7 protein-coding genes are annotated in these 13,075 nt (G+C 75.3%); 4 read left to right on the forward strand and 3 right to left on the reverse strand.

Annotation, left to right across the window (positions count from 1 at the left end; translation table 11 throughout):
• The first annotated feature begins 99 nt into the window (after positions 1-99).
• The gene (locus tag WMF22_RS24785) at positions 100-1,455 is read left to right on the forward strand and encodes a hypothetical protein (protein ID WP_438037211.1); all 1,356 of its coding nucleotides are present in this window, start codon (positions 100-102) and stop codon (positions 1,453-1,455) included.
• A gap of 181 nt (positions 1,456-1,636) precedes the next feature.
• On the opposite strand, the gene WMF22_RS24790 is transcribed toward WMF22_RS24785, so the two are convergent.
• Entirely contained in the window at positions 1,637-3,160 is a 1,524-nt protein-coding gene (locus tag WMF22_RS24790) for a phytoene desaturase family protein (protein ID WP_438037212.1), read from the reverse strand.
• A 329-nt stretch (positions 3,161-3,489) separates the two neighbouring features.
• On the opposite strand from WMF22_RS24790, the gene WMF22_RS24795 reads away from it, so the two are divergent.
• Both WMF22_RS24795 and WMF22_RS24800 read left to right on the forward strand, forming a co-directional pair.
• Entirely contained in the window at positions 3,490-5,196 is a 1,707-nt protein-coding gene (locus WMF22_RS24795; RefSeq protein ID WP_437292479.1) for a protein kinase domain-containing protein, read from the forward strand.
• A gap of 210 nt (positions 5,197-5,406) precedes the next feature.
• Positions 5,407-10,527 carry a translocation/assembly module TamB domain-containing protein gene (locus WMF22_RS24800; RefSeq protein ID WP_438037213.1) on the forward strand — a complete coding sequence of 1,707 codons (5,121 nt, stop codon included), beginning with the start codon at positions 5,407-5,409 and terminating at the stop codon, positions 10,525-10,527.
• Positions 10,528-10,591: 64 nt separating this feature from the next.
• Here WMF22_RS24800 and WMF22_RS24805 read toward each other — a convergent pair whose 3' ends face one another.
• Positions 10,592-11,089: a hypothetical protein gene (locus tag WMF22_RS24805; RefSeq protein WP_438037214.1), complete on the reverse strand. Its 498-nt coding sequence runs from the start codon at positions 11,087-11,089 to the stop codon at positions 10,592-10,594.
• Positions 11,090-11,185: 96 nt separating this feature from the next.
• On the opposite strand from WMF22_RS24805, the gene WMF22_RS24810 reads away from it, so the two are divergent.
• A complete protein-coding gene (locus WMF22_RS24810) occupies positions 11,186-11,944 on the forward strand; it encodes a class I SAM-dependent methyltransferase (protein WP_437292481.1) in 759 nt (252 codons plus the stop codon).
• Positions 11,945-11,962: 18 nt separating this feature from the next.
• On the opposite strand, the gene WMF22_RS24815 is transcribed toward WMF22_RS24810, so the two are convergent.
• Positions 11,963-13,024: a hypothetical protein gene (locus tag WMF22_RS24815; RefSeq protein WP_438037215.1), complete on the reverse strand. Its 1,062-nt coding sequence runs from the start codon at positions 13,022-13,024 to the stop codon at positions 11,963-11,965.
• Positions 13,025-13,075 lie beyond the last annotated feature (51 nt).

Below are 13,075 nucleotides of genomic sequence, written 5' to 3' on the forward strand. Positions count from 1 at the left end.
TGAATGGCGCACACGCAATCGAGCTGTAGGAGATCGACGCCACTGGCCTCATCGCAGAACGTACGCGGAATGTACGCGGAATGTACAAGCAGAGTAAAAATGACCGATTCAGAGAAAGAGAACTACGATCGCTCGGGCAGTTTCGTTTATCCTCGGGCTGCCATGGACCGCCGCGCGCAGATCACCGCAACCCCGCTTCATGTGCCCAGCATTCTTGTGGTCCTTGATCCCGCGTGGCCGGCGCTCTTCAGCCTGTGCCTCGCGGTGGCGCCGGGCTGCGGGGTGCTCCTGCACCGCTGCGACGCGGCCACCGCCGCGACGATCGCCGCCGAGCGGCGGCCGCTCGCGATCCTCCTGTCCAACAGCATCTACGCGAGGGATCCTGCCGATTTCGAGGCGCTCGCCCGGGACGTCCACTCGACGCTGCTGCGGCTCGATGAGGAGGTCAGCGAGCGAGAGCTCGAGGCGATGCTGCACGGCGCGCTGCGCGAGACGCGCGAGATGAACGCGCCGCGCGACGCGGGTCGGCGCGACGAGGGAGGCGGGCGCTACACGATGATCGGGGCGCAGCGCAGCGAGACCTTCGGCCACAAGGCGGCCTCGGGCGCGGACTCCCGCGCACCGCAGCGGGCGGGCGCGAGCGCGGATTCTCGCCTCGCGCCGCAGGTCCGCGACAGGTCGACGAGCCAGAGCACGCTGCCGCCGCCATCGGCGCGCTCCGCCGCTCCGCTGTCGGCCCGGGCGCCCCTCGCGAGCCACGCGCTCACGCCGGTGCCCCCGTCGAGCGCGCCGCCTTCGTTCCGCTCCCCGCCGTCGGTGCCCTCCGCGCCGCCGCTGGCGCGCACGCAGCCGAGCGCGTTCGCGCCGGGCGGGTCGCCATCGGCACCGCCGCCCTCCGCCCGCCCGCTCTCGAGCCCCGCCTATGCGTATGCGGAGGGCGCCGGGGGCGGCCGCCTGTCGAGCCTGCCTCCGCCGTCGCGCCCCGAGCCCCTGTCGAGCCCGCCTCCGTCGATGCGCTCGCAGCTCCTGTCGGGTCCACCTCCGTCGACGCGCGCGCAGCCGAGCGTGCCGCCGGTCCCCTCGTCGCGCCCTCTGCCGGGGGGCCCTGCGGCGCGTCGACCCACGCCGACGCCGTCGAGCGCGCCGGCAGGGCCGCCGTCCTCCAGGCGCAGCCTGCCGAGCCCGCCGTCCTTGCGCACGATGGCGAGCTCGCCCGCCTCGGTGCGCTCCGTCCCGCCCGGCACGCCCTCGAGCGCCGAGCCCCCGCCGTCGATCAAGACGATGGGCCCCCTGTCGGCGCGGATGGCCCCGGCGTCCTCGGTGCGCCCCGAGCTGTCGCCGCGCTCCGGCGTGCGAGAGCGGGGCAGCGAGGAGCTAGATGCCGTGTTCGAGGATCAGAAGCTGCCGCTCGACGCGCTCGCGCGGAGCAACCGCGGCACCACGACCACGCGCTGAACCGCGGTCCAGCGCGTCTTCCGCCCCCCTCTTCACCAAGCAGAGCGACAGCAGAGCGGCGGTCACCCGCACAGGAGACGGGCCCAGATCGGCGTTTTCGGCGCGGAAGCGCACTCCGGTGCGCTGAGCACCAAAAACGTCGAGGTGGGCCCGTATCCGAAGCGGGTGACCGCCGCTCGCTCTAGCGGGGGCGGGTGAGCCACGATGCGGTGGAGCCCGCGGCGCGCCCGAGCAGATCGCTCGCGATGTCGAGCAGCGCGGGCGGGGCGGGCGCGCCGAGATCGCGGCCGAGATCGACGAGGATGCGGTCGACGCACTCCATCGCGCTCGAGGCGGCGAGATCCATCCCCGCGCCGCGCCCGCCGGCCGCGCGCCCCGCGAGGTACAGCCCCCTCACGGGCGTGTACACCGCCGGCCGCGCGCGGCCGACCTGGCCAGGCGTCTGCGCCGTCCCCGACGCGAGCTCGCCGCCCGGAGCGCACGCATCTCCGCCTCCGTCCGGGGATGATCCGTCGACGAAGATCGCCTGGGAGAGCACACCGGGCACCGCCGCCGACAGCGCGCGCAAGAGATCGTCGACCGTCGCGCCGGGTCCGCCGCGCGAGGCGCCGCCGCTCCCCCCCGGTACGGCGCACGCGCAGAGGAGCTCATGCCCAGGCGGCGCGAGCGACGGGTCGAAGCGCGTCGGCGCGAGGCAGTAGAATGGAAACGCTGGCGCGCCGGCGCCGCCGGCGAGACCGGCGAGCGCGCCCGCCGGGACGAGCCGCCTGCGCAGCCCGATCTTGACCTCGACCAGCCTCGGCCGAGGCGCGATCGCACGGACGCGCGCCACGTAGGCGTCGGGGAAGTGCGGCTCGCCAACGAGGCCCGACACGGTGCGCAGGAGCCCGGCCGCGCTCACAACGATGCGCGCGGGGAGCGCCGTTCCGTCCTCGAGCTCGACGCCCTGCACGCGACGATCGCGCACCAGCACGCGGCGCACGGTCGCGCCCGTCCACACGGCAGCGCCGAGCTCCCGGGCCAGGCGGCAGAAGACCTCGGGGATCCGCGAGGCACCTCCCTCGGGATAACGCTGCCGGCCGGCGCGGGCGAGCCGGCGCAAGGAGAACAGCGCCTCGCCCGCGGACGCCTCGGCTCCTGGCAGCAGCAGCGGCAGGCCAAGCAGCCCGCCGAGCCGAGCGGCGGCCGCGGCGCGCGGGATGAAGCGGGCCACGTACGCCTCGGCCGTCACGTCGTCGCACGCGGCCAGATCGACGTCGCGCATCGCCGCCGCGTGCGCGAAGAGACGCGCGGCGCCCGCGGCCTCCAGCGGGGTGAGGTCGAGGCCGCGCGCGAGATCCAGGGCGGTCCCGGCGAGCCGGAGGAGATCTGCCCGCAGGACGACGCGGCGAGCGCGCGCGGTCCCGGCGCGGGCGCCCGTGAAGCAGAGCGCCGCCGGCTCGTCGCTCTGCTGGAAGGTGACCGCGTCGCCCTGGCCCACGCGGCGGAGCACGTCGCCGAGCGGGCCTTGCTCGCCGCAGCCGAGCATGTGCGTGGCTGTGTCGATACGGAAGCCGTCCCTCTCGTAAGCGGCAGAGGATCCGCCCAGCCGGCGCTCCTTCTCGACGAGCAGGGTGGGGATGCCGGCGTGCGCAAGGAGGAGCGCCGCGGCAGCGCCGCCGACGCCAGAGCCGATCACCACCGCGCGCAAGGGAGCCTCGTCCATGACGTCACGAGAACATATCGCGGAGAGCCCGCGCGGCGCGCGCCGCGCCACCGGCAATCACGCGGAAACCGCGCTGGAATCACGCTGGCAGGCGCCAGGAGACGCTGGCAGGCGCGAGGCCACGCGAGGGGAGGCCGCGGGATGCGAGGAGGCGCGTGAGCCACGTGGGAGGACGCGGGGCCGCGCGAGGAGACACCGGGCTACGCGGAATCACGCAGGGCAAGGCGGCGCAGCACACCACGATCGACAAAGCGCCGAGGCGCGCGCCGAGCGTTGACCCTCGAGAGCGGCCCCCCGTAGAGTGTAGCCTTGCAGCCGACGTGCCCGCTATGAAGACCTGCCCGCAGTGCCATCAGCGTTACCCGGCCGACAGCGCCTTCTGCTTCATCGACGGCTCGTCGCTCGTCTCCGAGAAGGATCCCCGCATCGGGACGTCGATCGCTGGCCGGTACGTCATCGAGCAGGGCCTCGGGATCGGCGGGATGGCCACGGTCTACAGGGCATACAACAAGCTGATCGGCACCCCGTGCGCCATCAAGATCCTGAACCGCGAGTTCGCGCAGGACACGACGACGCGGGAGCGCTTCCGGCGCGAGGCGCGGCACGCGCAGCGCCTCGCGCACCCGAACATCATCGAGATCTTCGATCAGGGCGACACCGACGACGGGCTGCCCTTCCTGGTGATGGAGCTGCTCCAGGGGACGAGCCTCGCCGACGTCGTGGAGCGCAGCCGGGTGCCGCTCGCGCGGGCCCTGCCCATCTGGGTGCAGATGGCGCGCGCCCTCGGCCGAGCGCACGACTTCGACGTCGTGCACCGCGATCTCAAGCCGGAGAACGTGTTCCTGATGAAGGGCGACTGGGTGAAGCTCCTCGACTTCGGCATCGCCCGCTGCGCGCAGGACGCGCGCCTCACGAACCTCGGCGAGATCTTCGGCACACCGCAGTACATGGCGCCAGAGCGCAGCACGACGATCGACGCTGGCCCCCCGGCGGACCTCTACTCGCTCGGGGTCATCATGTTCGAGATGATCACGCAGCGGCTGCCGTTCGACGCCCCGGATCCGGCGAGCTGGATCCTGAAGCACATGAACGAGCAGCCGCCGCACCTCAAGGAGCTGGCTCCGGAGATGCCGGACGCGCTCGACCGCCTCGTCAGCGCCCTGATGGCGAAGGAGCCCTCCGAGCGCCCCGTCGACGCGTACCGCGTGCTCGCGGAGCTCGAGGAGATCGCGGCCGCGGGCCGGATCGCGCTCCCCCCGCCGCCGGAGGCGATGCCGCGCGACTCGGCGGTGCGCTCGAGGGGCGCCGGGCGCGATCCCTGGGTCAGCCGGCTCGAGCTGTTCGAGCGGATGACGGCCCGCGCGTTCGGCGCGTCGGCGCCGGGGGAGATCCAGCGGCAGCTCGAGGCGCTGCGCGGCGTCGTGCGGGAGCACGCCGACCTCCGCTCGAGGGCCCTCGACGAGCAGCGGCGCCTCGAGGGCGTCGCCGAGGAGTGGCGCGACGGCCGGATGCAGATCGGGCGGGCGATGGACGCGCTCACGGTCGACGCCTCGCTCACGCGCGAGGAGGCGCGGTCGTTCCGCGCCAGGGTGGCGCCGCTCAGCGCGGCGACGCAGGCGTTCGTCCCCGAGGTGCTGATCGCGCACAAGGAGGCCGTGCGCTGGGAGGGCCGGTGCGGGTTCGCCGAGCCCTACCTCGAGCTCGCCGCCAGCTACCGCAAGCTCGCCGAGCTCGTCGAGGGCTGGTACGCGTCGCGCAAGGCGGACTACGAGGCGGAGAGCGAGGCGATCGCCCGCGAGCACGAGGTGGCCGAGGTGGACGCGCAGATCAAGAAGCTGCGCGAGCGCCTCGAAGAGCTCGACCGGCAGCTCGAGGCGCGGCGCCGGGAGTCCCAGGAGCGCATCGCCGAGATCGGGCGGAGGGTCGATCAGCTCGACGCCGAGCTGCTCCACCTGGCCAGCCGCTTCTGCGCGCCGCTCCGATCGAAGCCGGAGCTCGGCACGCTCTTCGTGGAGCTCGAGCGGCTCGCCGGCTGACCGCTCCGCGCCGGCGCGCCCCGGGCGCACATCGTGGCGGCGTGTCGCAGGTCGCGGCGCTCCGGCGAGGACTCCCCTGCGGCGCGCGTGGATCCGGCTCGGACGCGCCCCCGCGGAGCTCGACCCGGCGGCGCGGCGTTCCTCCGCCGCCAGCCGTCACGCCGCGCGCCAGCACGGTCGCCGCGCCCCGTGCGTACTAAGCTACCCGCCGTGACGCCCGACCCCGCACCCGACGAGGCGCGGCGCTCCTCGCCGACGCGCCCACCGCGCCCGCCGCGCGCGCCGGGACGCGCGCGCCGCGCCGCGTCCGCCGTCGCGGCGGCGCTCGGGCTCACGCTGACGTTCGCGGGCGCCGCGGCCGTGGGCGTCGCGCTCCACCTCGACACGCCCGCCGCGCGCCGCGTGGCCCGCGACGCCACGAACCGGCTCCTCGGCTCGCTGTTCCAGGGGCGGATCGTCGCTGACGAGATCGACGCGCTCGGCCTGGGCGGCGTGCGGATCCGTTCCGCGGTCGCGCTCGATCCACGCGGGAACAAGGTGATCCGCGCGAGCGGCCTCGAGGCGCGCGCCGACGTGCTCGCGATGCTCCGCGGCGCGCTCTTCGGCGCGGGCGCGCTCCGCATCGAGGTCCCGTACATCCGGGTCGAGCAGGCCGACGTGCTGGTCCAGGACAACGGCGCGGGGGGCGTCACCCTCGGCGACACGTTCACGCCGCTGCCGCCGCGAAGCCCGCCCTCGTCCAGGCCCGAGGGGCCTCCGCGCGACGTCGTCGTCGCCCTCTCGCACGTCGAGATCGGGCGCGGGTGGGTCCACGGGCAGGTCGCTCCGCCGCGCGCCCTGGACGCCGATGTCAGCCGGCTCTTCGGGTCGGTGCACGTCGGCCCGGAGGGCGTCGCGGTCGACGTCGATCAGACGGGCCTCGTGGATCGCGCGTTCCTGCCGGCCAGGACGGCGGGCACGGCGAACTACCACCTCCGCGCCGGGGCCGAGGTCCGGATGTGGAGCAGCTTCGCCGGTCGGCTCGCCGACGTCGAGGTCACCGCGCGGGCCGTGCTCGACGGGGAGCACCTCGAGGCGCAGGCGAGCGTCCCGCGCGCCACGCCGGAGCAGCTGCGGAGCCTCCTCCCGGATCACCCCCTCACCGAGCCCATCTCCGCGCGCGTGGCCGTGAACGGCCACCTCCCTCGGCTCGACGTGGTGGCGTCGGCCTCGGCGGATCCTGCCGGCCCCGCGGGCGGCGGCCTCGCCCTCACCGGGCGGCTCGACGTGGCGGGGCCTGTGCGGCTCGACGCGGAGGTCCAGGCGCGCGACGTCGATCTGCGGCTCTTCGGCGTGCGCCTCTCGCCCGATGCGGCGAGCGGCGCGGCGCCCGCACCGGCCGGCGCGGCGCCCGCACCGGCCGGCGCGGCGCCCGCACCGGCCGGCGCGGCGCCCGCACCGGCCGCGCCCGCCCGACCCCGCGCCGTACCCACCCCGACCCACGCCGCGCCCTCCCTGCCCCGCGTTGCGCCCGCCCGGCTCCGCGCTGCCGCGGCGAAGCCCGCGCCGGAGCGCGGCTCCGATCCGGCGCCCTTGATCACCGCGGACGGCCGGGTGCGCGTCGAGCTCGGCGACCTGCTCCGGCTCTCCGTCGAGGCGCGGACCGAGCCCACCGCGCTGCTCGGGCAGCGCGTGCCGGCGGCGGACGTCCACCTCGTGCTCGACCGCGGCGAGCTCCACGCGCGCGCGCACCTCCACGAGCCGGGCGCGCCGATCGACGCCGCCGTCTCCCTCCTGCCGGGCGGGCAGGGCCTCCGCTTCGCGGCGACGGCCGACATCCCGGCGATCGCCGCGGCGCCGCGCCTCGCCGGGCCCGTCGACGGCGCCGGCCGCGTGCGCGTCGAGGGGAGCCTGCGCGGGGGAGCGCTCGACGCGCGCGTCGAAGGCGCGTTCGCCGGGCTCCGGGTCGGCCAGGACGTCGCGCTCGCCAGCGCGCGCGTCGCGGGGCGGGTCTCCGGGCCGATCGACGCGCTCTCGATCGACGCCTCGCTCTCCGGGAAGGAGGCGCTCGCCGGCGGCCACACCGTCGACGAGGTCACCGCGCAGATCTCCGGCCCGCTCGCCTCGCCGAGGCTCCGCGCGACGCTCACCGACGGCGACGACGCCCTGAGCGCCTCCGCGCGGCTGAGCTCCACGCCCCTCGCCCTCCGCGACGTCGAGCTCCAGCTGAAGCGCGACGGCGCCGCGGTCGCGGGGAAGATCACGGCGATCACCTCCTCGGCCGGCGGGCTCGCCGTCGAGGGGCTCGATCTCTCCTCGACCGAGCTCGGCTCGCTGAAGGGCCGGCTCGCGGTGCGGGGCGATGACGTGACCGGGCGCCTCCAGGGCGACGGCATCGACGTCGGCCGCCTGGCCCGGATCCTCGGGATCCCGATCCGCGTGCGCGGGCGCGCGGAGGTCGACGTCGCGCTCGATCGGGACCGCGAGACCGGGCGCTCGGGCCACGTACGGCTCGGCCTTACGGGGGGCGAGTTCGCGTTCCTGTCCGGCATCTCCGCGCAGCTCACGGCGACGTTCGAGCGCGACCAGGTCAAGGCCGACGGATCCGTGCGCATCGACGCGAAGTCGCCGCAGCCGAACGGGAACGGCGGGCAGCCGCCGAACGGCGCCTGGAACGACGCCCCGCCGCGGTGCGCCGGCACCCTCGCGAGCGTGCGTGTGTCCGGCGCCGAGGGCACGCTGGAAGGGCCCCTCCTGCGCGCGGAGACCTGGGCCACCCTGGTCGGGAAGGCCGAGGTCGCCGCGGACGACTGGGACCTCGGCTGCCTCGCGCAGCTCATGCCGATCGGGCACATCGTGAGCGAGGTGCGCGGCAAGCTCACGACCAGCTTCGGGGTGTCGCGCGCGGCCGGCGATCCGTTGCCTTCGCTGCACGACGTGCTCGTGCGGACGCACGGCCTCGCGGTCGCCGGGCCTCATCGGCTGGGCGCCGAGCGCCCGGCCTGGGAGTCGCGCTTCGTCGACGCGCAGCTCAAGGGCTCGTTCAGCGGCGCGACCGGCAAGGCGGACGCCGCGCTGACCCTGTACGACGGCGGGCTGCTCGCCGACGTCTCCGGCGCGATCGAGCTCGATCTCGAGGCGCTCACGGGGCCGCCCGCGGCCCTTTGGTCGTCGCTCCTGCGCTCGCCCATCGCCGCGCACGCCTCCATCCCGCGGCGCGGGATGGACCAGCTCGCCACGCTGCCCTCGTTCGTGCGCGAGGCGCTCCCGCCGCTCGCCGGCGAGGTGCGGATCGACGCGTACGCAAACGGCACGATCGAGCGTCCGTTCCTGACGGCGCGCACCCTCTGGTGGGGCTTGACCTATGCGCCGCCGGGCGCCTCGAGCGCGACGGATCTCCTGTTCCCCACCGATCTCGACGCTTGGCTCACGTACGACAGCGAGAAGGCCACGCTGGACGCGCACGTCACGCGCGGCGCGGCCGAGATCGCGACCGTGAGCGCCGAGGTGCTCGCGCCGCTCGAGCGCCTGCTCGCGGACGTCCCGGCGCGCGCGCTCAAAGGCGCGCCTCCGCCCCCGGCGTGGACCGGCTCCTTCCGCGCGACGCTGCGCGAGGTCCCGCTCGGCGAGATCCCCCTGCTCGCCGACAGCGGCATCGCCGGGCGCGTGAGCGGCGAGATCGAGATGCGCGGCCTCAACATCGCGCCGTCGCTCAAGGCGCGCCTCACGGTGCCGGGCGTCACGCTCGGGAGCGACCTCGCCTTCGAGCGCGGCGTGCTCGCGCTGCGGATCGACCCGATGCGCGAGGCCGGGCGCGGGCACCTCCGCGTCACCGAGCTCGCCCTCGAGGGCCGGCGCGGCGGCAAGATCCGCGCGAACGCCTTCGCCAGCGTGCGCTTCCGCGGCGGGCTCATCCCGGTCCTCGACGGCGAGCGCACGGACCTCGCCATCTCCGCGGAGCGCTTCCGGCTCGCGGCGCTCCAGCCGCTTGTCGGCGGCCTGCTGAGCAAGGTCGATGGGACGCTGGACGGCGACCTCCGCATCGAGCTCGGCGGCCCGTCCGACGCGGACGGCAACCTCCGCGCCCAGCTGGAGGTCAGGGACGGCGTCGTGCACATCCCGGAGCTCGGGCAGGAGCTGCGCGACGTGGCCGCCCGCGTCACGGCCGAGGGCGGCGTCGTCCGGCTCGAGGGCTTCCGCGCGGCGGGCACGACCGGGATGGCGCAGGGCTGGGCCCTGTTCCGGCTCGCCGGGCTTTCGCTGCGCGACGGCGCCGGGGCGCTGACGATCGCCGAGGACCAGGCCCTCCCGCTCACGCTCGAGGGGGTGCCGCTCGGGACCGCCTCCGGGGCGCTGTCGTTCATCGCGGAGAAGAAGCCGGGCGAGCTCGCCCTGTACGCGACGGTCCCCACGCTCCGCGTCTCGCTGCCGGCGACGAGCAGCCGCGACGTCCAGCCGCTCGGCGACAACCCCGACATCTCCGTCTCGCACCCGCTCGGGCCGGAGAAGCAGCGGCGCGCGGCGGACGCGCTCCGCTACTCCGCGACGTTCGACGTGCGCGACGCGTTCGTCAGCGGCGCGGGGCTGCGGCTGCGCCTCCAGAGCGCCGAGGACGCGCCGCCGCGCGTCGTGATCGGAGAGGACACGCGGGTGTCGGGCGGCATCGAGATCACGCGGGGCGAGCTCGAGATCTACGGCAAGGCGTTCGAGATCGAGGGCGGGCGCGTGCGCCTGCGCGAGGAGGACGCGTCGAACCCGCACCTGAACGCCACGGCGCACTGGGACGCCCCCGACGGCACGCGCATCCACGTCGCCTTCAACGGCAACCTCCGGCCCATCACCGACAGGTCGCTGCGCTTCACCTCGAGCCCGCCGAGCTCGCAGCAGGACATCCTCGCGCGGCTCCTGTTCGGCGCCGATTTCTCGGAGGGCGCGCAGGCCGCGGGCTCCCAGACGCCCGCGGGCCTCGCGGCCGGCGGCGTCGCGGCGTCGGTCGGCAGCGAGATCGCGTCGGCGCAGTTCAACGCGCTGCTGAGCGGCATCGCGCCGCTGCGCGGGCTGACGACGCGGTTCGGGACGACCTCGGAGGGCGCGCTGCGGACGAGCCTGGTCTACCGGCTGAGCGACAACCTGACGGCGCAGGCCACCTTCCAGGAAGGCGCGCAGCAGAGCGCCGCGACGGGCTCAAGCGGGCCGACCCCCGGCGGGACGGCGAGCGAGCGCGGCACGCGGACCGAGGTCACCATCGACTGGCGCTTCAGCGAGCACTGGACGCTCCGCGGCACGGTGGGCGTCGACGCGCGCCAGGCGACCTCGGGCATGCTCGACCTGCTCTGGCAGTACCGGTACTGAGCCGAGCGCGGCCGCCTCGGCCCCGCGCGACGGCGATCCCCCCCTGGATCTCCGGCGCGCGGGGCTAGCGCGCGGCCCGCGGGGGCAGCGTGACCTCGCGCCCGCCCACGCGGAGCGTCGGCGGCTCGGCCTCGACGAGCAGCGGGGCGAGCTGCGTCTGCGCGTGGCGCGAGAAGCGCGCCTCGAGCGCGCCGCTCCGGGCGCGCGCGTACACGACGCCGTCCTCGCCGAGGGAGAGCGTCGCCGGATCGAGCGGCTCCTCCGTGCCGTCGAACAGGAGCAGCGAGACCGCGCCGCCCTCGCCGATCCGGAGCGCGTCGACGAAGAGCGGCGCGTCGTCGGCCTGGAAGTAACACCAGTCGTAGCCGTTCGTGAGGATCGGCCGGCCGTCGTCCGGGTGCCGCCCGATCCAGGACCGGAGCCCGCGCTCGATCGCCGGATGGTCGACCCGGGCGCCGTCGTGCCAGAAGCGGCCCTCGCGATCGAGCCGGATCGAGCTCTCGCGGGAGATCCCTGGGGGCGGCGCGAAGCGGAAGAAATCGGGATGGTCGCCGGGTTTCATGGGTCACCTCGCAGGAGAGATGCGGCCCGGCGCGGTGAATCGCAAGGAGCGCAACGAGCGCGGGCAGCGCGCGGCGCGGAGTACTATAGCGGGCCCATGGGAGCCCAGACGGTAGAGGTCGGCACGGACGAGCACCTGCGCGCGACGCGGGCGTACTACGACGAGTTCTCGGCGCGCTACGAGGCCCGGCGCGGAGGGCGCGATCCCGGGGGCTACCACGACCTCGTCGACGCGCTCGAGGTCGACTTCGTGCGCCGCTTCGGCGAGGGCCGCGACGTGCTCGAGGTGGGGTGTGGGACCGGGCTCCTGCTCGCGCGGATCGGCGCGTTCGCGCGCGCCGCGCGCGGGGTCGATCTCTCGCCCGGCATGCTCGAGCGCGCCCGGGAGCGCGGGCTCGACGTCGTGGAGGGGAGCGCGACCGACCTGCCGTTCGCCGACGAGAGCTTCGACGTCGCGTGCTCGTTCAAGGTGCTCGCCCACGTGGAGGACATCCGTCGCGCGCTGTCGGAGATGGCGCGCGTGGTGCGGCCCGGCGGGCACGTGATCGCCGAGTTCTACAACCCCTACAGCCTGCGCGGGCTCGTGAAGCGGCTCGGCCCGGCGGGCGCCATCAGCGACAGGACCCGGGAGAGCGCCGTCTTCACGCGCTTCGACGCGCCGAGCGCCGCCGCCGCCCTGATGCCGGACGGCGTGCGCGTCGTCGCCTCGCGCGGGGTGCGCATCGTGACGCCGTTCGCGGCCGCGATGCGCGTGCCGGGCCTCGGGCGCCTCCTGCACAGGGCGGAGTGGGCGCTGTGCGACACGCCGCTCGCCCAGCTCGGCGGGTTCTGGATCGCCGCCGCGCGGAAGGCGTGAGCCGCGCGGCGCCCCCGGTCAGAACCGTCCGGTGAGCCCCGCGATCAGGCCGCCGGGGACGACGGAGATCGTCGGCGCGGCGGTGAAGCTCGGCGGCGGCGGCGGCACGGGGCGCGTCCGGAAGGAGACCCGCTCGGGGACGAACGTGATCTGCGCGTGGGCGATCCCGGCCGCGACGAGCGTCGCGAACGCCCCGAAGGCCACGCGGTTGACGGCGGCCGCGGTCCCGATACGGCTGTTCAGCGCGTCGATGTCGACGCGCTGCACCGGGCCGCCGCCCTGCCCCGAGGACCTCGGCGAGACGTCGACGTTCTCGTAGCTGGCCAGCGCGATCGCCGAGACGATCGAGGTCCCGCCGGCGACGGCCTGGCTCACCAGGAAGAACCAGCCGAGCCCATCGTCGCCGTTCTGGAACTGCCCCACCCCGAAGGGCAGCATCGCGGTCCAGCGGGAGTTCTGCGCCACGACGCGCTCGCGCCCGGCGAGGTGATGGAGCTCGGCGACCCAGCGGCGCTCGTCCTCGCGGCTCCGCTCGACCCGCAGCCGCGCCGCGCGCTGCGCCTCGGCCTTCTGCCGCGTCACCTCCTCGATGCGCGCCCGGATGCGCGCCCTGACCGCGGTGAACCGATCGATGACCTCGGGCTGGAACACCGCCGGGTTCGGCGAGTACATCGGGTTGTCGAGGAGGATCTTCTCGATGTACGCCTCGGCCTCGCTCGTGCGCCGCAGCGCCACGAGCGCCGCGGCGGCGAGGCCGCGCGCCCGCTCGACCAGGCCGGGCTCGGAGATCCTGCACGGCTTGCCCTCCGCCTCGATCGGGCCGCGCTCGCAAAGCGCGTTCGCGGGATCGAGCATCGCCGCGAAGCGGCTCACGGCCTCCTCGTAGTGCCCGGCGTCGAAGCGCGTCTTGGCGAGCTCGAACTGCTGCACGTCGTCGGCGCGCGCCGGCGCCGCGAAGCAGAGCGCGAGGGCGGCGGCGGCCGCCGCCGCGAGGCGCCGCGGCGCGCGCAGGGCGCGGCAGCCCCCGACCGATGGGAAGCGAGCGCCGGGAGATCTCCTGCCTGGAGTTCGCGCAGCCATGCGGAAGGGGTGCGCCGTGATGTAGCGGAGTTTGGACGGGGATGCTGAGAA

This window comes from Sorangium sp. So ce204, assembly GCF_051526795.1.
GTDB classification, from domain to species: Bacteria; Myxococcota_A; Polyangia; order Polyangiales; family Polyangiaceae; genus Sorangium; species Sorangium cellulosum_B.